Annotated in this window: 24 protein-coding genes and 4 pseudogenes; 8 read left to right on the top strand and 20 right to left on the bottom strand. The window is 65.9% G+C overall.

Translation table 11 applies throughout. The features are described 5' to 3' along the window. Nucleotides 1-34: 34 nt before the first annotated feature. The 3 genes from ACTWPT_RS45900 to ACTWPT_RS45910 form a co-directional block, all read right to left on the bottom strand. Nucleotides 35-967 carry a GNAT family N-acetyltransferase gene (locus tag ACTWPT_RS45900; RefSeq protein WP_443183848.1) on the bottom strand — a complete coding sequence of 311 codons (933 nt, stop codon included), beginning with the start codon at nucleotides 965-967 and terminating at the stop codon, nucleotides 35-37. 161 nt (nucleotides 968-1,128) lie between these two features. Next, entirely contained in the window at nucleotides 1,129-2,022 is an 894-nt protein-coding gene (locus tag ACTWPT_RS45905; RefSeq protein WP_443183849.1) for an arginase family protein, read from the bottom strand. Nucleotides 2,023-2,170: 148 nt separating this feature from the next. After that, complete coding sequence (locus ACTWPT_RS45910; protein WP_443183850.1) at nucleotides 2,171-2,320, bottom strand: hypothetical protein; 150 nt, start codon at nucleotides 2,318-2,320, stop codon at nucleotides 2,171-2,173. A 234-nt stretch (nucleotides 2,321-2,554) separates the two neighbouring features. Between ACTWPT_RS45910 and ACTWPT_RS45915 the strand changes: the two genes are divergently transcribed. After that, nucleotides 2,555-3,463, top strand: a complete 909-nt coding sequence (locus ACTWPT_RS45915; RefSeq protein ID WP_443183851.1) for an SGNH/GDSL hydrolase family protein — start codon at nucleotides 2,555-2,557, stop codon at nucleotides 3,461-3,463. Nucleotides 3,464-3,713: 250 nt separating this feature from the next. Here ACTWPT_RS45915 and ACTWPT_RS45920 read toward each other — a convergent pair whose 3' ends face one another. Next, nucleotides 3,714-4,406, bottom strand: a complete 693-nt coding sequence (locus ACTWPT_RS45920; RefSeq protein ID WP_443183852.1) for a hypothetical protein — start codon at nucleotides 4,404-4,406, stop codon at nucleotides 3,714-3,716. Between the two features lie 61 nt (nucleotides 4,407-4,467). On the opposite strand from ACTWPT_RS45920, the gene ACTWPT_RS45925 reads away from it, so the two are divergent. Next, entirely contained in the window at nucleotides 4,468-5,193 is a 726-nt protein-coding gene (locus ACTWPT_RS45925) for a MerR family transcriptional regulator (RefSeq protein ID WP_443183853.1), read from the top strand. 56 nt (nucleotides 5,194-5,249) lie between these two features. Further along, nucleotides 5,250-5,452: pseudogene (locus ACTWPT_RS45930) on the top strand (transposase); the annotation flags it as partial. 5 nt (nucleotides 5,453-5,457) lie between these two features. Here the strand turns inward: ACTWPT_RS45930 and ACTWPT_RS45935 are convergent. Then, complete coding sequence (locus ACTWPT_RS45935; protein ID WP_443183854.1) at nucleotides 5,458-6,327, bottom strand: hypothetical protein; 870 nt, start codon at nucleotides 6,325-6,327, stop codon at nucleotides 5,458-5,460. 622 nt (nucleotides 6,328-6,949) lie between these two features. Here ACTWPT_RS45935 and ACTWPT_RS45940 point away from each other — a divergent pair. Continuing rightward, entirely contained in the window at nucleotides 6,950-7,603 is a 654-nt protein-coding gene (locus tag ACTWPT_RS45940; protein ID WP_443183855.1) for a class I SAM-dependent methyltransferase, read from the top strand. A 287-nt stretch (nucleotides 7,604-7,890) separates the two neighbouring features. Here the strand turns inward: ACTWPT_RS45940 and ACTWPT_RS45945 are convergent, their stop codons facing one another. Next, nucleotides 7,891-8,502: a TetR/AcrR family transcriptional regulator gene (locus ACTWPT_RS45945; RefSeq protein ID WP_443183856.1), complete on the bottom strand. Its 612-nt coding sequence runs from the start codon at nucleotides 8,500-8,502 to the stop codon at nucleotides 7,891-7,893. An 84-nt stretch (nucleotides 8,503-8,586) separates the two neighbouring features. Between ACTWPT_RS45945 and ACTWPT_RS45950 the strand changes: the two genes are divergently transcribed. From ACTWPT_RS45950 to ACTWPT_RS45960, 3 genes are all read left to right on the top strand, one after another. After that, a complete protein-coding gene (locus ACTWPT_RS45950) occupies nucleotides 8,587-8,937 on the top strand; it encodes a hypothetical protein (RefSeq protein ID WP_433008473.1) in 351 nt (116 codons plus the stop codon). A 515-nt stretch (nucleotides 8,938-9,452) separates the two neighbouring features. Beyond that, complete coding sequence (locus tag ACTWPT_RS45955) at nucleotides 9,453-10,070, top strand: LGFP repeat-containing protein (protein WP_443183857.1); 618 nt, start codon at nucleotides 9,453-9,455, stop codon at nucleotides 10,068-10,070. After that, on the top strand, nucleotides 10,070-10,471 hold the full coding sequence (locus ACTWPT_RS45960; protein ID WP_443183858.1) for a hypothetical protein: 402 nt from the start codon (nucleotides 10,070-10,072) through the stop codon (nucleotides 10,469-10,471). Before ACTWPT_RS45955 ends, ACTWPT_RS45960 begins: the two co-directional genes overlap by 1 nt. A 393-nt stretch (nucleotides 10,472-10,864) precedes the next feature. On the opposite strand, the pseudogene ACTWPT_RS45965 reads toward ACTWPT_RS45960, so the two are convergent. The 11 genes and pseudogenes from ACTWPT_RS45965 to ACTWPT_RS46015 form a co-directional block, all read right to left on the bottom strand. Continuing rightward, nucleotides 10,865-10,990: pseudogene (locus ACTWPT_RS45965) on the bottom strand (peptide-methionine (S)-S-oxide reductase MsrA); the annotation flags it as partial. A 434-nt stretch (nucleotides 10,991-11,424) separates the two neighbouring features. Then, a complete protein-coding gene (locus ACTWPT_RS45970; protein WP_443183859.1) occupies nucleotides 11,425-11,811 on the bottom strand; it encodes a hypothetical protein in 387 nt (128 codons plus the stop codon). Nucleotides 11,812-12,073: 262 nt separating this feature from the next. Further along, complete coding sequence (locus ACTWPT_RS45975; protein ID WP_443183879.1) at nucleotides 12,074-12,244, bottom strand: transposase; 171 nt, start codon at nucleotides 12,242-12,244, stop codon at nucleotides 12,074-12,076. A gap of 455 nt (nucleotides 12,245-12,699) precedes the next feature. Beyond that, entirely contained in the window at nucleotides 12,700-13,116 is a 417-nt protein-coding gene (locus ACTWPT_RS45980) for a type II toxin-antitoxin system VapC family toxin (protein ID WP_443183860.1), read from the bottom strand. After that, nucleotides 13,092-13,403 (bottom strand): hypothetical protein, encoded by a 312-nt coding sequence (locus ACTWPT_RS45985; protein WP_443183861.1) that lies wholly within the window; start codon nucleotides 13,401-13,403, stop codon nucleotides 13,092-13,094. Before ACTWPT_RS45985 ends, ACTWPT_RS45980 begins: the two co-directional genes overlap by 25 nt. 68 nt (nucleotides 13,404-13,471) lie before the next feature. Continuing rightward, nucleotides 13,472-13,570 (bottom strand): annotated as a pseudogene (locus ACTWPT_RS45990) (peptide-methionine (S)-S-oxide reductase MsrA); the annotation flags it as partial. 30 nt (nucleotides 13,571-13,600) lie between these two features. Next, on the bottom strand, nucleotides 13,601-14,119 hold the full coding sequence (locus tag ACTWPT_RS45995) for a type II toxin-antitoxin system RelE family toxin (protein ID WP_443183862.1): 519 nt from the start codon (nucleotides 14,117-14,119) through the stop codon (nucleotides 13,601-13,603). Between the two features lie 3 nt (nucleotides 14,120-14,122). Continuing rightward, nucleotides 14,123-14,431: a type II toxin-antitoxin system prevent-host-death family antitoxin gene (locus tag ACTWPT_RS46000; RefSeq protein ID WP_443183863.1), complete on the bottom strand. Its 309-nt coding sequence runs from the start codon at nucleotides 14,429-14,431 to the stop codon at nucleotides 14,123-14,125. Next, a complete protein-coding gene (locus ACTWPT_RS46005) occupies nucleotides 14,428-14,628 on the bottom strand; it encodes a hypothetical protein (RefSeq protein ID WP_443183864.1) in 201 nt (66 codons plus the stop codon). The genes ACTWPT_RS46000 and ACTWPT_RS46005 overlap by 4 nt, the downstream gene beginning before the upstream one ends. A gap of 269 nt (nucleotides 14,629-14,897) precedes the next feature. Next, a pseudogene (locus ACTWPT_RS46010) lies at nucleotides 14,898-15,104 on the bottom strand (helix-turn-helix domain-containing protein); the annotation flags it as partial. Further along, complete coding sequence (locus tag ACTWPT_RS46015) at nucleotides 15,043-16,323, bottom strand: MFS transporter (protein WP_443183865.1); 1,281 nt, start codon at nucleotides 16,321-16,323, stop codon at nucleotides 15,043-15,045. The gene ACTWPT_RS46015 and the pseudogene ACTWPT_RS46010, both read right to left, overlap by 62 nt. Nucleotides 16,324-16,451: 128 nt before the next feature. On the opposite strand from ACTWPT_RS46015, the gene ACTWPT_RS46020 reads away from it, so the two are divergent. Further along, nucleotides 16,452-17,453 (top strand): LysR family transcriptional regulator, encoded by a 1,002-nt coding sequence (locus ACTWPT_RS46020; protein ID WP_443183866.1) that lies wholly within the window; start codon nucleotides 16,452-16,454, stop codon nucleotides 17,451-17,453. Between the two features lie 90 nt (nucleotides 17,454-17,543). On the opposite strand, the gene ACTWPT_RS46025 is transcribed toward ACTWPT_RS46020, so the two are convergent. The 3 genes from ACTWPT_RS46025 to ACTWPT_RS46035 form a co-directional block, all read right to left on the bottom strand. Continuing rightward, entirely contained in the window at nucleotides 17,544-17,726 is a 183-nt protein-coding gene (locus tag ACTWPT_RS46025; protein ID WP_443183867.1) for a hypothetical protein, read from the bottom strand. A 96-nt stretch (nucleotides 17,727-17,822) separates the two neighbouring features. Beyond that, a complete protein-coding gene (locus ACTWPT_RS46030; RefSeq protein ID WP_443183868.1) occupies nucleotides 17,823-19,088 on the bottom strand; it encodes a hypothetical protein in 1,266 nt (421 codons plus the stop codon). After that, complete coding sequence (locus ACTWPT_RS46035; protein ID WP_443183869.1) at nucleotides 19,085-20,107, bottom strand: ThiF family adenylyltransferase; 1,023 nt, start codon at nucleotides 20,105-20,107, stop codon at nucleotides 19,085-19,087. The genes ACTWPT_RS46030 and ACTWPT_RS46035 overlap by 4 nt, the downstream gene beginning before the upstream one ends. Between the last annotated feature and the right edge of the window lie 264 nt (nucleotides 20,108-20,371).

Here is a 20,371-nt window from a genome sequence, read left to right on the forward strand (position 1 = left end):
GTCCCGGCCCGCACAGAGGCGGGCGAGTCGGTTCTCAGGGCCGGAGATCGTTGGAGAGGTTGATCCGAATCTCCGTGTTGCGGTATCCAGCACGCCGGAACGCGGCCGCCATCGGCGCGTTGCCCACGTCGGTGGTGGCGGTGACGCGCGGCGCTCCGTTGGCCGCGTGGATGCGGGTGATCTCGCCGAGCACCTCATCCACATAGCCCCGCCCCCGCAACTCCGGGACCACCCCGAGATACCCCACGTTCACGCTGTACGGCGTCGCCGACGGGATCGCCATACCAGCCACCTCGCCCTCGTGCGAATAGGCGATCCGCCACCACTCCCGCTTGCCCGGCGCCCCGAGATAGAAGTCCATCTCTTCGCGCGCGGTCGCGTCCACTCCCTTGGCCGCCACGCTCGCCCGGGTCTGGGCATCCAGGCTGCCCTCGGCGATTCTCGTGAACACCGCCAGGAACTCCTCATCGGACGCCTCGGCGAACCGCAGCGCGCCGGTCGCCGGGGGCACCCCGTCGGCCGGCGCCCACTCGAACTGCAGCCGCTCCACCTCCCGGCTGAGGCCCGCCGCATGCGCTGCCGCCCGCCGCCACTCCACGGCCACCGACGTGGCCGGATCCTCGCGCCAGCCGCCGGCCACCTTGATCGCGTACTGCACCGGCCGCGAGAACCCCGCCAACGCAGCCCTGATCAGCTCGGCGGCGACGGCGGTGCGCTCACCCACAGCGGGATCAACGTCGAGGCAGTCGAGCGCGACCGGGTACGCGCTGTCCCTCGGCCCCCACCACAGAGCCCGTCCCACGACTCGGTCGCCGACCTCGGCGATCCACGTCCATTCCGGCCGATACATGTTCTCGGCCAGTTCCGCGAGGTAACGGTCGGCAGGGATCCAGCCGACGGGCTCGGACACGACCCAAGCGGTCACGCGGTGGAGGTCCGCAGGGACGATCGCACGGTAGGAGATCACCTAAAGAGGTTAGCGAACCCTTTTGACCACCATTGAAGCTAAATGTCCGACACCAGCCGGATTGGAGCAGCACAGAGGCGCCCTTGATCCACCCAACATGGGTTCTGCCGGGCTGATCACGCCTCACCGGACGTCAGGCCGACCACCTCATCCACGGGCCGCTACGACGCGACGCGGGCGTGGTTGAACGCGTCGACCAAGCAGCCGGTGAGGTTACGCCGTGCCTCGCCGTCCGGGTCGAGCAAGGGGTTGTAGATCGTTACGTCGACACACGCGACCCGCTCGTCGGCCAGCAACGTCCCCGCGAGCACGGCGAACTCCCTTCGGTCCAACCCGCCGGGCAGGCGGTAGTCGACCGCCGGCATGAGCGCATCACCGAGCACGTCGGCGTCGATGTGCAGCAGGAACCCCTCGACGCCCGCGTCGTGCAGATGAGCGAGCGCCCGCCGGGCGGTGGCCTCCGCGCCTTTCTCACGCAGTTCCTCAAGGGAGACGACCAGGGCATCGGTGGCGGACAGCGCCGCGCCGGTGTCCCGCCACTCGTCAGAGTCACGGTGGCCGATCAACGCTGCGGCCCGAGGGGTGACCAACGGTCGTGCGCCGTCCACGTTCGCGATCACGTCCGCACCGTAGCCGAACGCGAGATACACCTCGGAATCCGACGCCTGACCCGTCGGCGAGTCGCTAGGCGGATAGAAGTCGATGTGCGCGTCGAGAAACACCAAACCGTAAGCGCCTCGCCGACGCAGCGCCAGCAAACTACCGAAGATCACACTGTCGTCCCCACCGAGAACCACGGGCAACCGGCCGTCCTCGATCGCGTCCGCCACCACGACAGCCTGGCGCAGCGCCAACTCGGCCATCGCCTCGGCGTTGAGCAGCCGGCTCGGGTGAGCGCGGTCCCCCGAGTACGGTGGCGCCTCCACCACCGGCCCGACGCTCGCGCCGATGGCCTCGGCCAACCCTTCATCCAGCAGCGCCGTACCGAGCCGTTCGACGCCGGGTAGTAGACCCAGATTGGTACGTACGTGAATGACTACCGGGCGATGCACCATCCGCATTCCTCTCTTCCGGCCAGCGACCTCACCCGGTAGATGCCCGCCACGTTCGTCCCCCATCAGACGCGAGCCGATGCGGTGGTGGAGGTCGACCGGCAGGTCAACAACGCCGGATGCGTCGGCATGGCGGGCAAGCTGCTGAGCGTCAGCCTGTGAAGTGCGAGCCTGAGATGGCCTGCCAGTCGAGGTCGTCGAACTCGTACCCGGCGAGCCACGCGAGGATCTCGCAGAAGACCCTCGCGTTCTCTTCCTTGATCAGCCCAGCGTGGATCAGCCCAGGCCGATCACGCCTCACCGGAGGTCAGCCCCACCGGGCAGGCTGTCTGACCGCTCTGCGGGCCGAGCATTCACCTTCGATCAGCACCGCCGCTCCGGATGGAGAACGCCGGCGCGCGAGCCGGCAGCACCCCTGCTTCCGACGCCTACCGAAGCGCGCTGTGCACCTCGAGATATTCAAAGCACGAAACATACTAATTCACACGGATTTTATATGGCATATCATTAAGATGCCGACATGAAATCATTACTAGTGGTTCTCGCCATCGGCACGATAAGTGTATTACCCACTACGGCCGCCGCCGACGCCGAATCCACTGCGTCGCTGAACGTAGTGGCGATGGGTGACTCCTATGGGTCCGGCACAGGCGCCGGCAACTACGAACCGGGCACCGAGGGAGGCTGCTTTCGCAGCGCCAACTCTTACTCCTCGATCATCGTCAACGAACTCCGCCAGCGGGGCAAGCAGGTGAATTTCACGAACGTCACCTGCAGCGGCTCGGCGATCAGAACACTACGGGAATCGTTCAAAGGCGAGCTCCCTCAGTTCGACGCGCTCAAGCGCAACACCAACGTGGTCATGCTGAGCATCGGCACCGGCGATATCGACTTCGCCGGATTCGGCGGACTGTGCATCCAGGCGGACTGCTCCGGCGCGCCCGCCACGACGATCAGAGGCCTGCTGCCGGCCATGGGCGAGAAGCTGAAGGCTCTCCTGATCGACATCAAGGCCCGCAGCCCGCGCGCCAAGATCGTGCTGACCGGGTACGGACAGCAGGTCACACCAGGCGAGAACGCCCAGGGCGTCCCGCTGGACCCGATCTGCGACAGCCAGGTGTTCAGCGCGCAGGAGCGACTGGAAGGCAACCAGGTCGCGAGAGAACTCGACGCGACGCTGAGGAATGCCGCGTGGGCCGCCAAGGCGCAGGGGGTCAACGTCCGGTTCGTCAGCCCCTATGTGAATTCGGTCGATCTCCGGCCCGACTTCGAGAGCCATTCGCTGTGCCAGGCCGAGCCGCCCTTCTACCGAGGATTCGATGCACTCGCTCCGGGCCAGGAGGGCATCGACGCGGTTCTGCACCTCAACCAGCAGGGACAGGCTGCCATGGCCGACCTCGTCCAACGCAAGATCCCCGTCCTCGCCGGCCCATCTACGCTCTGAAGGTCGTTCGATCGCAAGATATGTCTCGGCCCCGGAAATGCGGGAGCTCCGGGGCCTTCACATACGACGGGTCGTCATTCGTCCGCAGGGGCGATGCCTACCGGGCAGACACCTCGGTGCCACCGGCCAGGAAGGCGCACATCGCGGACCTTCATCACGCTCTCTTCACGGGATCTTCGTCTTGAGTCCCTGGAGACCTCCCCGGCTCAACGCGGGCATCTCGGTGTCGCTCAACAAGGCGGATTACCGCCTATTGGAGATCAAAAGCAGCAACGTCCGCGTGCTGCCTACGCAGATACCGCCAGCCCAGGACCCCGTACCAGATCATGATGGGCAGGTGGAGCGCGTACCCGAGCTGTTCCAGCGCCGCCGTAGGGCCGTCGGTCCCGGTCGTCCACGGAAGCACGACCGCGGCCAGGCCGGTAAGTGCGGCGATCATGCCGGTGATACGAAGCCCGGCGGGCATCAGGATGCCCACTGCGCCGGCGGCGGTGGCAGCGACCCACAGCAGCCCGGCCAGATTGACCGACCATTTGGCGGTGAGCAGGACGGCCAAGACCACTGTGGCGGCCGCCGGGGCCGTCGGGCGGGCGGCTAACTGGGTCAGCGCCAGGTTTCCGGCGTCATGAAGCAGGCCTGCCAGCCCGGCGCCGGCCAGCAGGCCACCAGCCAGCGTCACCAGATACGGTCTTGACGTCTCGGCCGGGCGAGCAGCCATCACCAGCCCGGCCGCGGTCAGTGCCAGCCAGCCCAGCACGTCGAAGGCCAATTCGGTCAAGTGCAGCCCGACCTGCTCGCCTACTGCGACCAGCGCGGCGTCGGGGTCGGACGGACTCAGGGTCAACCCCGATGGCACCACGATGGCCGCACCGGCGATCATGGCTAGCAGCGAAGTCAACAGCAGCACACCGGTGAGCCGGCGCCGATCGTTCGGATCAGTCATGGACCGTGACGGTAGAACCCTGACGCAGGGACAAGGTCAACATGCCGGGAGAGGGGACGCCATGTGGCGGATCGGGCAACTGGCGCGCATGGTCGGCGTATCCGAACGCACCCTGCGCCACTACGACAAGATCGGACTGCTGGTTCCCGCCGCGGTCGACCGCATCACCGGCTACCGCTGGTACGGCGTGGCCGAGCTGTCCCGGCTCGAACGCATCCGCGGACTGCAGCGCCTCGGCCTGCCACTGCGCCAGATCGCCGATCTGCTGGACGCTCCCGAAACACAGCTGCGGCAGGCACTGACCGAGATCGTGGCGAACATCCGGCGTGACATCGCCACGCTGGCCGCGACCGCAGCTCACGCCGAGGACCACCTCGCCGCGCCGATGTCGATCCTGCCTCAGCAGACCGCAGTGGACGCGCGTCGGCTACGCGTCCGCCGCATGCACCTCAACCATCCCGCCGAACTCGCCGCCGTCTGCCCGGCGCCACCGGCGGCCCTGCTGACCTGGCTTCACGGGCAGCCGACGGGCGGATTCGCCGCCGCGGTGACCACCGACCGCGCCGGCGAGCAGCTCTTCCTGCCTGCCCGCACCGTCGTACGAGCCATCGTTCCACCCTCAGCAGGGGTAGTCCGCGCCGGGCAGGACCTGTTCGGCTGGCTGCACCGCCACCGCCTGGATATCACCGGTCCCACCGTGGAAGAGCACCTCATCGACGCCGACGGCGCTCACGCCATCGTCCTTGAGGTAACCGTGAACCCACTGCGGTTCATCCGCGCCGCTTGACTGTTCCTCGCTAACGCCGCAGGCCTCCGCCCCGCCGGAGCAACCATGAGCTGCAGATCCGCCCGCTGATCGCCCGCCGCGGCACCAAACACGGCTCCGGCCTAGGCAACAGCGCTGGGTCATCGAGCGGACCTTCACTCTGCTGCACGTCTTCCGCCGCCTGCGCATCCGCTGGGAGGACCACGCCGACATCCACGAAGCTTTCCTCAAGCTGGCCTGCGCCCTCATCTGCCGGCGACGCCCCACCTCGTTGCGTTAGCAGCTCTAAGCCACCTTCGACGAGGGCGCCGACCAGGTGTTGCAGGACCCCGGGTCGCCGGTGCGGAAACCGACCCGGATCCAATGCTTGACGTTGTTGTCCCGGACGTATCCCAGGACCTTGTTCCAATCCTCGGTGGTCCTGCCCTTGATCGGCCAGACGCTCTGGATGAAGGCGCCGCCCAGACATTCGACCTGCAGGTACATGCGCCGGAACTGCTCCTGATGCTCGGCTTTGCTGCCGGCCCTGAGATCTTCGCCGGCGTCGTAAAGGCCGGTCAGCTTCTGCACGTGGTAGCCGTACATCAGCGCGGCCTCGTTGAAGAGCAGGAGGTCGGACGGGGACGCAAGCCAAGAAGGGCCGAGTTTGAAGGACAGCGTGCGGTCCCAGTCGCAATACCACACCTCGGAATCCCGGCTGCCCTCTTCGTCGGAACCGCAGTAGTTCTTGGGCAGGCGCTTCACGTACCGAACTTTGACCGGCTCATACGGCAGGCCGGCCTTTTTCAGATACGGCCCCCACGTGTTCTCCAGGCAGCGGATGACCTCGTCAATGTAGGCGCGGGCCTGCCCGGAGTTGTGCGGCTCAATCGGCAGTTCGTCGCATGTCGTCGGCGGCAGCGGGCCCGCCTCGTATAGTGCGCTCTTGGTGAGGACGGGGTTTTTCACCGGAAATGCCGAGGCGTTCGCGGACGCCGTTCCGGCTAAGGGGGTGATGAGGGCGCAGGCGAGCGCCGCGATCTTAAGGAGCTTCACGTCGGGCGAGAATAGGGCTCCTATAGATGGCCGGTCAACGTCCGGCAGCGTCTCGGTGCCCCGCGCGTGCCAGCTGAGCCTTCCATTCCCTCGGAGGGGAGCCCAGATGCCTTCTCCCACTCCCTGAACTGGAACACTTCCTTTCTCCGAGGGCGTTGCGCGATTTGGTGTCCCTTTCGTGGCTTGGGCTGCGTAGGGCAGGCTGGTCAGGAGCGTCGCGGTCGAGCTATGGACGCGGCTGAGTGAACAATCCCGGTTCGGTCATGCCTTGGCTGACCAGGGGTTCAAGAACACGGTCGTCGATCACGGTTTCTACGGCAGATCCTGAACATCTTCGGCGACCTCAGCCGCCCCTTGCGGGCTCGCGACCTATGCCAGGCACTGGACCTGCCTATCGTCCCGAAGAACACCGAGAAGGTCCGCGCCAAGCTCAAACGCCTGGTCAGTCTGGGAATCCTGGTGGAGATCGAGCCCGGATTGTTCGCTCAGCCGCGTCCGTAGCACGACCGCGACGTTCCCGACCAGCACGCCCCACTCAGTCCAAGCGACCAACGGGACATCACTCGCGCAACGCCCTCTGAGAACCAAGCCGCTCCCGCCGGCATCCAACACTTCGTGATCAGCGCACTCTCCTTACTGCTGGCCCTGCCGTCGACCGCGACCGGGTGGCAGCCCGCACGATTTGCGCCAGGCGCGACAAGCAAGATCACAGCCTGCCGGACAGGGCATAGCATGGCTCTCCATGACCGAGCCGGACTTCTCCACCGCTACCCGCGCCGCGTACGACGCCGTCGCCACCCGCTACGCCGAGGAGATCCCTGAGCGTTACCACTCCAGCCCACTCGGCCAAGCGATGATCCCGGTCTTCGCCGAACTGATCCGAGCCACCGGCGACGGCCTGGTGGCGGACGTGGGATGCGGCCCCGGCCACGTCACGGCGCATCTGCATTCCCTCGGCTTGAACGCCTTCGGCGTCGACTTCTCACCGGAGATGATCGCACTCGCCCGAGTTGCTCATCCGAAGCTGCGCTTCGAGGTGGGGCTGATGGATGCTCTTGCGGAGGACGACGCTTCCCTGGCCGGGGTTCTGGCCCACTACTCGATCATTCACACCCCGCCCGAACGACTCTCCGGGACACTCGCCGAGTTCCACCGCGTGCTGGCGCCCGGCGGCTACCTGCTGCTCGGCTTCCAGGCGTACGACGATTCCGACGAGTTGGCCGAGGCCTTCGACCACCTTGTGTCACTCGCCTACCGGTATTCGCCCGACCGCGTAGCCGAACTACTGCTCACGGCCGGGCTCGCCGAGGTGGCCCGACTGGTCATCGCCCCGGGTGAGGACCCAAACCGGGGCTTCCCGCAGGCATACCTCCTCGCCCGCCGCACGGAACACTAACGATCATGGCCGAGGCGCTGAGCGCAGACAGGGGGTGATCGGGGGTAACGTCGGATGCGTGCTGCCCCCGCGCCTCGCTCTCGATGCCTAGGCGTATTCGACACTCAAGGCGATTCTGGACGAACTCGCCAAGAGAAGCATCGCGCCACTTCTTCCAAGACGCCAGGGCAGCCCAGTGCGGGCCCGACGATTCAGCCACGATTGGTCAGCAGATCTAAGAACCAGCTCTTAGGCCTCCTGCCCTAGGAACTATTTCTTGGGCCAGGTTCGGAGTCGGACGAGCAAGGCTACGACTGTGAGGGTGCCGCGCCGGCGAGCGCCGCTTGCAGCAGGGCGTGTGCCGACCAGCGCATGGTTTCCACCGCCTCCTCACGGGAGAGGCCGGCGATGTCGGTGAGCCATATCAGCGCTTCGATGCCGCTGGCGGATCGGATCGCCACGGCGAGCCGATGCACATCGATCTCGGGGTTGGTCTCGCGCAGGGGGGCCAGGGCGTCCTCGATCCAGCCGATGGCTCGCCCTCCGCGGAGAACCGGCCGGTCAGTGTCGGGGGCCGGTTCGAGCGACAGGCGCAGCGAGGTGCGCAGCTGCGGTTCCCACTCGACCGTTATCCGGGTGAAAGCCTCCATGACCAGGTCGAGCCGGGCCTGCGGATCGCTGGGCGCATACTCGGGCAACAGCGACTGCTGCTGGGTCTCGGGATGTGCGGCAAGCAGCAGCGTGCGCTGGTTGGGGAAGTACCGATACGCCGTCGTCCGGGAGATCCCTGCTGCGGCTGCGGCCTGCTCCACGGTGGGGATGACCCCCTGTGTCAGCAGCTCACGCGTGGCCGAGATGAGCGCTTGGCGCGTGCGAGCCTTCTGCTGATGACGACCACCCAACTCATATGGTACTGACATGCCCATCATGGTATCTTCGTCCCATGGGACTTGAGTCCCATAACGGCGTCAGTGCTCTGACGAAGCAGACCGGGTGATGCGCTCATGGACCACGATCCCACCACGACGAATCCCGACCTCTACAAACTGATCTTCGAGAACGAGCGCATCCGTGTACTGGAATACAAGGACAAGCCGGGCGACAAGACCACACCCCACCGGCATCCCGACAGCGTCATGTACACGCTGAGTTCCTTCAAGAGAAGGGTTGCGGCCGGCGCCCGGCAGGTGGATGTCGAACTCCAAGCCGGGCAGGTGCGATGGGTCGGCGCTCAAGAGCATTCCGGCGAGAACATCGGGGACACCGACACACACACGATCTTTGTTGAGCTTAAGGAACCGCTCGCGAGCGGCTCGCCAACACCTGACAGCCCTCTGGGGCCCAGCACCACCTGACCAGAACCAGGTCACGCAGGTCGCGGCCTTTCAAGTGGACTCGGCAGCGCCCCCACCAGCTCATCACGTGCCCGCCCATCGTTGACATCGTCGCCCTCACATCGATCGACAGATCAAGCAACGGCAGCCGCAAGCCGGCCGACGAGCCGATCCCACTCCAATCCACTCCTCCTCGGCCCTCGTCGGGATGCCAACAGCAACTGAGCCCCTTCACCAGGGAGCAGCCCAGCCATTCCAGGGTGAAGAGCCGGGCCCAGGCAACGCGCTCATGCACCAGGCCGTGCGCCCCTGGGCCGGCCGCAGCACGCGCGGCGGTGCCCCGGATGTTCGAAGGGTTCCGCGATCCCGGCGTCGGCTACTGATTTCCCGCCCGGGTTCGGCTGGTCACCGCTTTGGCCGTGATCGGTGGACGCTCGGACAACGGGCCTCTGCTGTCGTGTCGATCATGGGTGTCGCACGCTTGGCGCGCCCCCGAAGAAGCCTCACCACACCACCAGAATCGAGACGATCGCATCATGGCAAGTGTCGGCACCAGCCGTACATCCACAGCAGCGGTCTTACGCCGCGCGCTATCGGTCGGCACCCTGCTCGCGCTGGCCGCGACGCTGTGCGCCGGGGTCCCCGCCCATGCCGGCACCGCAACCGCGACCACTACGGTGACGACCAGGGCGGCCGTGACGAGCGCCTGCCGCATTCAGCCCTACGGCCTGATCGGCGCGCGGTGGAGCGAGCTCGGCGGCGAGAACAGCGCGCTGGGCTGCCCGCGCACCTCCGAGGTGGACGTCTACCTCAACGGCGTCTGGGCCGGACGCAGGCAGAACTTCCTGCGCGGGCAGATGGTCTGGTCACCCCGGCAAGGGCCCAAGATGGTGGTGTCGGCCTGGTCGATCGGCGGATACGCCTACGTCGACTGGCGCACGACCGCCCCCCGCTCCTACGACCGCTTCCTCGTCCGCTGGACCAGCGCCGCGGACAGAGCCGGAACACAGCGAGACGTCGGCGGAGGCACCAGCGGCCGGATGCGGGTCCGCGTGATGACCACCAGCGGCTACCGGTTCATCGTCGAAGGCTGCGACAACGGAACCTTCAGCTCCAGCTGCAGACAGGGCTGGACCCTCTCGGTGACCGCCTGATGGCAAGGATCTCCAGGAACGCCCTGCTGGCCATCGCGCTGGTCATCTCGTCCGGCTGCGGCCAGACCGTAGCCGGCCCGCCCTCGCCGAGCCCACCACCCGGGGACGGCCAGAGCGTAACCTCGGCACCCGCCCGGGACTCCTGCGGCGAGACCGCCGACAAGGTCAAGCAGCACGCGCAGCAGCCCGACATCCGATCGGTCACCATGCAGGGCCAGTGCACGCTGGTGTCGATCGAGACCACCCTCGGCGACAGCGAGTCAAGCACCGCCAAGGAGATCTGCGACTCAGCAGCGGAGGTGGCCTACACCGGCGACACCAACTCCATCAGTGTGCAGGGCAGATCAGGCAAGGAGCTCTCCGTGGGAATCGCCGGCGCCACGTGCCTGGCACAACCGTGAATCGCTCCACGCCCTGGTGGAGGCACCGAGAGGCGCCCTCTTGCGCCGGGGGATGTTCTTCCTGGAGCTCGTGTCGTTCTCACGCAATCGTTGCGGCGATCCTTGGCGTACCTCAACCGCTTCTTCTCCTGCGGACTCCTACGCTTCATGAGTTCGCCTTCCACGAAGATACTCACGTGCCACCAAAGTAATCAGCTTGGGGGCCGTGGGGCGAGCGAGATTCAAGTCCCGCGCCAACCATCGACCTTCGTGGGCTCCGAGGTGGGTCGCTCGCTTGCGGGCCCACCAGGCGTACAGGCGGAGATCGTCTCCACGGCTGGGCGGCCAGCCTGAACGGGCTCCATAGCGCGGTCGTTGCCCCTCGCCACTTGCACAAGGAGCAACCACCCACGATCATGCCGGGCGCCTGGCCGCCGTTGGATCACTCACCAGCAGGCGCGACACCCCCGGGCACGAGACTCCGGTGCCGCCGATCCCGCAATATCCGTCCGGCACCTTAAAAAGATATTGCTGGTGGTAGCGGTTTCTCTCAGGCAATAGATGGTTGCGCCTCCCGCAGCCTCCACCGGAACTCACCCCACAAGTCCGACCCGGACGATCACGAACCCGACGGGGCCTCCGATCGTTCAATTCCACATGATCATGAGCGCTTCTAATGCCGATGGTGCGAAGGATCGCTGGTTGAGGGCTGGCAGAGGCAGGACGGGCCGTGCCAGTTGCTGCCCCGGGTGCAAGGACACCACAATCCGGTCTCCCTCCGAGCGCGGGCTACGCGCTTCGCGAAGACAAGACCACGGTCGTATTGCCGGAGCTCGTGCCACCAAAACGACGTCCTCTGAAGGCAAGCAGGAGCCGTATCCGGCGCGTGCGGAGTTTACATCGACGGAATTGACGCTCCTCGCCGAGCCGGCTCCCCACGCGCCTGGACGGCGTGCGGGGAGCCGGCAGGTTGGTCAGCTGGTGAACGATCTGGTCCCGCGACCCACCCAGGTGCCGCGCTCACCCCAGTACGACCTGGCGGTCGCGCGGAGGGAGGTGTTCTCCGTGTAATAGTTGTTGAGGTATCGGCACGCGCCGCCAGGGTGACCGTAGTAGTTGTTCTTGTCGGTGATGGTGATCGACCCGCCGCCGCTGACCCGAGTAAGGGTCACCGTCACCTGGCGGGCGCCCTCGGAGTCGTACGCCCGCACGCAGAACTTGTTCGAGGCATCGTCGTAGGAAATGAGGCCATCGCTGACGTTCCACGAGAACGAGCTGGCCATCGCCGGCTGCGCCATTGCAAGGCTCGACGCGACCAAGGCAGCGCCGACCACAGCGGTCTTGAGCAGATTTTTCATCATGGTTCCTTCCGTCTGGACGGGTCCTGATACCGCCCCAAGGGGAGCCTGGGTCAAGACCGAGTCCGACGACAGATCATCTGAGCACAGTTCGCCGACTGGTCGCGCAAACGTAGATCGCTGGCCGCCGGTTCGTCCAAAAACTAGCGGCCCACTAGCGGCCCACTAGCGGCGCGCTAGCTAGTGCGTAAGTCACTGGAATTGCGGCGCCTTGTCACACGGTGCCACGTGGGCCGTACTGCACCTATAACCGCCGTGATCTCAATCAGTTCGTGGTTTCTGGACTATCGGCGGCGAGCTCGGGCGGATACGGCGGCAGGAAGAACAGCGAGAGGGCACCCTGACTCGCCTCGACGAACGTCTTGACCTTCTTGGCCCGGTGGACGCGGGAGTTATCCACGATCAGGAACACCGGACGTCCGGCATCGGCGATCAGCGCTTACAGAAACCGATGAACGCATCGGCGTCCAGACTCTAGTCAAATAGCTGGAACCGCAATTCGCCGCGCGAGCTGACGGCGAAGATCCCGGATCAGCTCGGCCACCATCGCCCGCGTCCACAACGCGAACCCGAAACTCAATTGACGCGGATCATTACCGGCGATGAGTTCATACAGCCGCCTCAGCTGCGCTTCGTCCAGTTTGGCCGCCGGCCCCGCGGGTCTTCTTGGTGCGCCGCTCGGGTCACGGGGCGGAGCCCTCGCGCCAAACGCCAAACCGCCCAATCCCGCAACAGCATCCCGGCAAGTGGCGTCGAGTCGCCACTGTCTTCGGCGTTCGAGATCAGCGGTGAGCCACGCGACGCCTTATCTCAAGCGGCGGGAGGGAAGCCGCGGAGCACGCCTCCCGCAACAGTTCTGGACGCTCGCGCTCGGTCACCCCGCAAGTAGTCTCAGACAGGGACCACCTGCACGGTCTTCCCGCACAGTTTGCTCATGTCGTCCTCATCAGATGTCAGAACGATGACCGGGCGCACCGAGCGCAGTGCGGTAGCTGCGACCACAGCGTCGATGGCGTACTTGTGACCATGCAGGCGGGCATCTCGAAGAAGCTCGATCGCCCGTGACGAGATGTCCTCGGTCACAGGTTCGATCTTCAGCCGGGACAGGTACCACCTGAGACGGTCGTTTTTGACGCGAACGTCTTGCGCCTCGATCGGTGTCATCGCGCTGACCACAACCCGAAAGTCGTTGTCTTGCGCCTCCCGTACGAACGCGGTCACCCGCTGGTCGGCCTCGCACCACTTCACGAGGCCCTCGCTGTCGAGAACCACAGTGCCCGCGCTCAGCCTGCTTCGTGTGCGCGCCATCCGTCCTCCTCCTGGAGTTCAGGCGCGGACTTGACGTGGCGGAACAGCTCCGCTGCCTCGTCACGCAAAGGCTGCGGGATCGGCCCAGAAGCGGCCTCGTTCGCTTGAAGGGCCTCTTCCAAGAGATCCCGCTCGATCTGGCGCTCCACAGCGGCATCAACATAGGCGGAGAACCCACGGGCTCCGACCCGCTCTCGGACAGCGCGAATGTTGCCCGCCCTAAGGGACACGCTGACCTTGGCCGCCGGCCCGTCACCCGGGGCGAACTCCCGCTCAGGCATGCTCATAGAAACCAGTTTACTACCCGAAGTAGCAAAGGCGAATCCTAGCTCTACGCAAGCCCCCGACCACCGGCCTATGCCTCGCCAGACGTCAGACCCACCGGACAGGTAACGCCTGTGCCACCGATCCCGCAGTACCCATTGGGAACTTTGTGAAGATATTGCTGGTGGTAGCACTTCACTTCAGGCAATAGACGTGCGGCTTAATGGGGCTTCGACCGGTACTCAGCCCACACGTCGACCGCCTCTTGGAGATCAAGAGCAGCAACGTCCTCGCGGGCCATCCCGACCTTGTAAATCAACCGGTCCGCGAGCCAATCTGGAACCGGTTCTCTAGGGGGCGCTTCCTCCACCCGCAGGTGATCGGCCAGCGCGCCAAGACGCTCGATTACCTGGCCGAGCCGGACGATCTCCGGACGGTCGGCAGCCGCCTCGCGAACCCTCGCCGTCGCCTCCGCGTACACTTCCGCGTCGGCTCGCTCACCGACGGCCCACACCTCGCAGATCTCCACCGCCTTGTCGTCGGTGATGCGGTAGACAACACGCCAGGTGTTACGGCCCACCACAAGCTTCCGAAAACCGGTCAGTTCCCCGCCGAGCGGGTAACCGGCCTCCGGATTCTCCAGTAGAAGGAGGATGTTCTTGAGTACCTTGGGGACCGCGTCCGGGCCGATGCGTCGGAGGTCGTCGACCGCCGGCGCCGTGAAGACGACGTCAGACACGACTCACTCGTCGTCCGGGATGGCGGCCAGCGACTCTCGAGTATGCCCGAAAGCGGCGAGCACCTCATCGAGCGAGACTCGCTCCCCCGTGTCTGTGACGGACCGAGCGAGCACGAGCGCCAGATCTCGCAGATCAGCCGCCGCCTCCTCCAGTTCATTGAGCCGACGAATGCTCACCACAGCCGCCACCGGCTGATGCCGACGGGTGACCACCAGATCGGTCCCCTGCTCCGCATCAGCCACCAGGCGGGCGACCCCACGCTGGGCCGCCTCCGTGACGCTCAACTCAGTAGCGTTGTGCAGAACAGTCATACATCAACTGTATATCTTTCTGCACAGAACCGCGATGCCGGAGCAAGCATCGCCTCACGCCTCTCCGGACGCCAGCCTGGCTGCACCGCCAGCACCTGGCCATCACCGGTCCAACCATGGATGAGCACCTCATCGACGCCGAAGGTGCCCACGCCGTCGTCCTTGAGGTACCGGTACATCCACGGCAGCGCACCCATGCCGCTTGACCGCTCCCCTCGCCGCTGATCCAGCCCACAAAGGGACGGAGCCCGCTCCTCGACGTGCGTCAGCCAGAACTCACGAAGGCACGGCCGGCAGTGCTCGGGCCTCGCCGGTCGTCAGACCGACCGGGCAAGAAATTTCCGCCGACATCAGGCGAGACGAGCACGGGGTGCAGGACCAGCACCATCTGAACCGGGAGACGACGGAACGGCAAGGGTGGACGGTCGTCCACGAGTACACGGACAACGACAGTCAGCTGCCAAGGCCGACGGCTGACGGGCGTGCCCTCCTGCTCCAGCTCGAACGCGATCCGCGAGACCGACCACTTGCGCTCCCGGCGCATCCTCTCGATCCGGCCGACCAGACGACCACGGGTGGCGGTCGGCTGCCTGTGCGGGACCGAGGACCGGTCAAGCAGTCCGAGATCGCCGTAGCGCCGGTAGCGATTCACCCACGTCGATGCCGTCTTCCGCCGACAGGGCGGGTTCAGGATCGAACAAGTGTCTCCGTTTAGGCAGCAAGAGCGGGGTGGCCAGCAGGAGCACGCCGGAGATGATGATCGCGGCGAGGGGGCTGGTGAGTGTGGCGAGGATGCCCCAGATCACCATGAGGGTGGCCTGCACGAGTTTGCTGCTGACACTCCATGCGGTGAGGACTCGAGCGGCATGATCCGCGGGAGTCCGCTGCAGGCGTTCTGTGGCGTAGATCGGGTTGAAGATGCCCATGCATATGATCAGCAGGCCCTCGATGATGATCACGGTGAGGAGGCCGGTGATGCCGGGATGGACGAACGCGAGACCGAGCGGGAAGATCGATCGCAACCAGCCGGAGACGGTCATGACCCGGTGCCGGCCGTAACGCTTCACGAGGCGTGCGGAGAGGCGGGCGCCCACGAAGCCGCCGAGTGCCGGGATGCCGAAGGCAAGCCCGTATTGCCAGGCCGGGAAGTGGTATTCGCCCAGCAGGAGGACGGCCAGGAGCGGGACGGTTGCCATGATCAGGCCGCCGACCAGGATCGAGTTGAGGAACAGGCACCGTAGTGCGCGGTCGTGGAGGATGAACCGCCAGCCGCCAAGAAGGTCGCCTCCCCGCAACCTGGCGGCCGGGTCGCGGGGGGCCGCAACGTCGCCTCCGCGGATGCGGAGGACCCCGAGCGCGGACAGCAGGTAGCTGAGGGCGTCGGCCATGACAGTGATGACCGGGCCGAGCAGCCCGATGAGCGCACCGCCGAGGGGCGGTCCGGCCGCGGTCGCCACCCAGCTCGTGCCCTCGAATCTCCCGTTCGCGGCAAGGAGGTGATCGCTGCGGACGAGGTATTTCAGGTACGCGCCGGATGCGGCGGTGAAGGCGATGCTTGCGGTTCCGGAGATGACCGAGACGACCAGCAGTTGGCCGTAGGACAGCAAGCCGAGGAAGTACGCGACCGGAACACTCGCCATCGCGAGGAACCGAACCAGATCCATCGCGATCATCACCGGACGCTTGGACCGGTGCTCGACCCACAGCCCGAGCGGTACGGCAATGATCGCCGCGACGGCAAGCCCGGCTGCCTCCAGAAGCGAAACCGCGAATGCCGACGAGTGCAGCACTCCAACCGCGATGAGCGGGAACGCTCCGAAGGCGATCCACGTGCCGTACGTGCTGACGGCGTAGGCCGACCACAGCCAGCCGAAACTGGACCCCAATTTCACGCGCACATGACTCCTCCGTAACAACCGATGTTTGGGCTCCTGAATCACATCGGCTATACAACAGCAGAATCAAACAACGGCCTTTCGGCGAGCCACAACGATCAGTTGTGGGGGCATAAGCTCGACCCATGGATACCGAGGCAGTGCGATCGTTCGTCCGGGCGGCCGAGTTCGGACAGTTGCAACAGGCGGCCGACGAGCTGGGCGTGACACAGCAGGCGGTCTCGAAGCGGATCGCCGCCCTTGAGCGCGAGCTGGAGGTCCGCCTGTTCACTCGTACCGCCCGAGGCGTCGAACTGACGCTCGACGGCCAGGCGTTTCTCCCACACGCACGGAGTATCGTCGCGGGTGTTGATCGCGCCGTCACCGCGGTCAGGCCGGGCTCGCGGGCCCTTCGAATCGACGTTCTAGGCCTGCGAAGCGCGCAGGCCGTCGTTCTGCACGACTATTGGCGGTCGCATCCCGAAACTGACCTCGACGTGGTGACCCTCAAGGTCAACGACCCTCACGTGGCGGCCGCCGCCGTCCAGGCAGGCGATATCGACGCCTCGTTCCGCACCGTCATCGATCCGGCCACACTGCCGCGCGACGTGCAAATGATCCACGCCTTCGACTCCCCGCTGGAACTCCTCGTCGGCCCCAGGCATCCGCTTGCCTCCGCACGAACACTGACACCACCTCAGCTGCGCAAGCTTCGGATCTGGGTGCCGGGTATCGTGCCCCGAAGCGAATGGGCAGAGTTCTACGATCAGCTCGCCACCGCCTTCGACCTCCGCATCGACGCTACAGGCCCGAACTTCGGTAATGAGGTACTCCTCGACGCCCTCGCGGACTCCGCCGACGTGGCCACCCTCGTCGGCGCGCGCGACCGGTACATCTGGCCGACGAACTACGACCTACGCCGCATCCCGATCGTGAACCCGACGCTCGCCTACCCGCTCTCCCTCATGTTCCCCAGAACGAATCCGCACCCGGGACTTCGGGCGATCATCAACCACTTCGCAAGCCTGACGCCGCTCCCCGAGACGGCCTGGCTCCCGTCCTGGGCAACGACACCACGCCGCAGCGCGGTCCAGCGACTACCCGACGCGCGGCGGGCCGCCGCAGGCGGCACGCCCTTGACTCTGTAGTGAAGGTGTCGCCGGAGACGGCTCTGACCCAAGATCGAAACCGGAGGGGCCTGGGCGATCAAGGGCCAGGATCTAGCTATTTCCGCAGGTCTACGCCTCGCCGGAGATCAGGCCGACCGTGCAGGCCACGCCCGTCCCGCCGATGCCGCAGTACCCGTTCGACACGCCAGGTGTTGCTGCCGACCACCAGCTTGCGGGAATCCGGTCAGTTCCCCCGCCGAGTGGGTAGCCAGCCTCAGGGTTGCCCAGCAGGAGAAGGATCTTCTTGAGCACCTCGGGCACCGTGTCTGGGTCAATGCGTCAGAGGTCATCGACCGCTGGCGCCGTAACCAGTTTGCTACTCCAAGTAGCAAAGGGCCGATCCCTACTCTATGCAGAGCCTTGATCGGCTGAGCGGCGCCACCTGAACCAGTGCCGATGGTTCCGGACGAAGGTCACCACGAAGAGCGCCTGAATGGCACCCTCGATGAGGAGCAGTAGCCCGGAGTCCAGCGCCAGCAGTGCCGAGCCGCCGTTGAAGCCGTCGACGATGGCACCGATCGCGCGGAACAGCGCGACGATCGCGATCGGGGCGGCGAACAGCGCGAACGCGGTGAGCGAGACTGTGGCACCGATGATCAGGAAGACGGAATAGACGCGGGTGGCCCGCCGCTCGTGAGGTGCGAGCTCACTGGTCGGGTCCTCGATCGGGCAAGGGTGACGGCGCAGGCGCGCGACGGTCCTCGCGCGTAGGTAGCGGGCGAAGGCGAGCCCGTCGTCGAAAAGGTTGCGGGTACGCAGCAGGTCGCGAAGGACGTAGTACAGGTCCGTGCGCATGTAAACCTGGAGCTGGAAGGGGATGGTCATGAGCACTGCCACGACCAGCGCCTGGAACAGGGCCTTCGTCAGTGGCGGCAGAGCCACGTGGGCGACCAGCAGGGTCAGCGACGCCATGAGGAAGAAGTCCCAGGCCATCCCCGCCAGGTAAACGCGATACCGGGATCGTCTGGGCACGCCCCAAACCCCGGTGACGTCGGTCTGGACGACGAGGTTATGCAGCCGGGTGCCGAAACCGATGCGACCCGGCACGCCGAGTGACCGGGCCGCCATGAGATGCATCATCTCGTGCGTGCTGAGCGTCAACGACACCATCACGGTGTTGACCAGCACCGTGAGCCCGACGTACTCGCTCCAGAAGAAGTCCGTGTAGTGCGGCAGCAGGTCCGGCCTGACCGCCAGCGTGATCAGCGCCGCCCCCACGACCAGCAGCCATGCGAGCTTCATCGGCCGGCTGAAGATCCAGCTCACGTGCCGGTCGGTCAGCCACGGGAAGTGGCTGCGCGGGGCGCCCGCGCCGGGATCGGGCAGCCGGTGCTTGTCCACCGAGTCGACGAAGCCAAGCTCTGTCAGCGCCTCGACGAGTTCGGCGACGTCAATCTCCACGTCCTGCTCGGCCGCCAGACGCTGCTCCACAGCGCTGACCGGCAGCCTCTCGCGCAGGAGCCGGATCGCCTCACCGTACACGGCGGGCAGTTCGATGAACTCCCCGATCTCCGCCCTGCCCACCACCACGACATCCGGATCGTCGTCGTCCGCGCGGGCGATCAGCCGGTGGAAGCCGATAAGGCTCTCGGCACTGATCGGCACGGCGGTCACGACGGTCCGGCTCCGCACACCGGGCAGTCGTCGTAGTGCGGGATGTCGATGTAGTAGGAGTGGTCCCACATGCCGTAGTTCCAGTGGAAGACGCGGCCGCGGGCCTGTGCGGGCAGGCCGCCGAGGTGGTACATCACCTCGAGGGCGCACAGGTGCCCGCTGATGTTGGCGCTGGCCGCGATCACGGCGTTGGGCCGTTCCTCGGTGAGCGAGCGGCCGTAGGCCTTGAACTCGCGCTGGTCCTCCTGGCGCCGCAGGCACATCCAGCACCCGGTCTGATGCGGGATCAGGGATCCGACGACGGCCATCGGCCCGGTGTAGAAGCTGACGAACCACGGCGTACCTGTGCGCAGCGCCGCGTCGTTGGTCCAGAACATGATGTCCGGGTGAGGTTCGTCCGCACACAGGATGAACGCGTCACACTCGTCCATCAGCCTGGCGATATCGTCGGATCCGCCGGCCTTCACGGTGCTTCCGGTGACCCTGACCAGGCTGTTCATCTGACGTAGCCGCGCGACAGCGGTATCTATCTTGGGGCGGCCGATGTCCGCCTCGGTGTAGAGGAGCTGGCGCGTGAGGTTGGCTTCCTCGATGGTGTCGAAGTCGGCCAGGTGGAGAGCCCCGATGCCACTGGAGACCAGCCCCGCCGCCACAGCCGAGCCCGTGCCGCCGATGCCGAGCAGACAGACCGTGGCATCCTTGATCTTGGACTGGATCTCGTACGGCGAGCTACGCGGAACCGGGTCGATCCAGGCGAAGTAGTTCCTGGCCGGCTCGTAGCGCTTGGCCTCGCGATCGGTGAGATTCACCGGCAGCGGCGCACCGGCCTCCTCGACGAACCCGTTGGCGATCAGCCCCGAGATGACCTCACGTACGTCCTGCTCATTGACGTCGGGATGGGTTTCGGCGAAGGCGGCGCAGACCTCGTCGACCGTACGTGTGCCGTCCATAAGGACGATCAGGCGGGCTATCGAGCCCTCCTCGTCGTCCTGGATCTCGGAGGATATGCCCTGCTGCATGAGGCCGATCATGATGCGATCACCAGGCAAAGCCATGGGCTGATGAACGCGTTTGATGCGGGGGACGCGCACAAGAACCTTCCAGGTCGCAAGACATAGGAAGCCGGTCAGGTGTACCCTGACCGGCCGGCGAACCCGTTAGAGATCAGCCACCCTCACGCAGCCCGGTGGTCTCGACCTTCTCAAGCCGCTTGATCTCAAGCTTGATCTTCTTGGTGGCCTTCTTGTCGTCGGTTACCTGATCACGCTTCTCCATGCTGCCTC

The sequence above is a fragment of the Nonomuraea sp. 3N208 genome, assembly GCF_052245935.1.
Lineage (GTDB): Bacteria > Actinomycetota > Actinomycetes > Streptosporangiales > Streptosporangiaceae > Nonomuraea.

Bases quoted from the DNA above. Each gene is read 5' to 3' on its own strand.
- ACTWPT_RS45905 (WP_443183849.1), bottom strand. From the start codon at position 2,022: ATGGTGCATCGCCCGGTAGTCATTCACGTACGTACCAATCTGGGTCTA.
- ACTWPT_RS45920 (WP_443183852.1), bottom strand. From the start codon at position 4,406: ATGACTGATCCGAACGATCGGCGCCGGCTCACCGGTGTGCTGCTGTTG.
- ACTWPT_RS45925 (WP_443183853.1), top strand. From the start codon at position 4,468: ATGTGGCGGATCGGGCAACTGGCGCGCATGGTCGGCGTATCCGAACGC.
- ACTWPT_RS45940 (WP_443183855.1), top strand. From the start codon at position 6,950: ATGACCGAGCCGGACTTCTCCACCGCTACCCGCGCCGCGTACGACGCC.
- ACTWPT_RS45945 (WP_443183856.1), bottom strand. From the start codon at position 8,502: ATGTCAGTACCATATGAGTTGGGTGGTCGTCATCAGCAGAAGGCTCGC.
- ACTWPT_RS45950 (WP_433008473.1), top strand. From the start codon at position 8,587: ATGGACCACGATCCCACCACGACGAATCCCGACCTCTACAAACTGATC.
- ACTWPT_RS45955 (WP_443183857.1), top strand. From the start codon at position 9,453: ATGGCAAGTGTCGGCACCAGCCGTACATCCACAGCAGCGGTCTTACGC.
- ACTWPT_RS45960 (WP_443183858.1), top strand. From the start codon at position 10,070: ATGGCAAGGATCTCCAGGAACGCCCTGCTGGCCATCGCGCTGGTCATC.
- ACTWPT_RS45970 (WP_443183859.1), bottom strand. From the start codon at position 11,811: ATGATGAAAAATCTGCTCAAGACCGCTGTGGTCGGCGCTGCCTTGGTC.
- ACTWPT_RS45980 (WP_443183860.1), bottom strand. From the start codon at position 13,116: ATGGCGCGCACACGAAGCAGGCTGAGCGCGGGCACTGTGGTTCTCGAC.
- ACTWPT_RS45985 (WP_443183861.1), bottom strand. From the start codon at position 13,403: ATGAGCATGCCTGAGCGGGAGTTCGCCCCGGGTGACGGGCCGGCGGCC.
- ACTWPT_RS46000 (WP_443183863.1), bottom strand. From the start codon at position 14,431: ATGACTGTTCTGCACAACGCTACTGAGTTGAGCGTCACGGAGGCGGCC.
- ACTWPT_RS46005 (WP_443183864.1), bottom strand. From the start codon at position 14,628: ATGGGTGCGCTGCCGTGGATGTACCGGTACCTCAAGGACGACGGCGTG.
- ACTWPT_RS46020 (WP_443183866.1), top strand. From the start codon at position 16,452: ATGGATACCGAGGCAGTGCGATCGTTCGTCCGGGCGGCCGAGTTCGGA.
- ACTWPT_RS46035 (WP_443183869.1), bottom strand. From the start codon at position 20,107: ATGCAGCAGGGCATATCCTCCGAGATCCAGGACGACGAGGAGGGCTCG.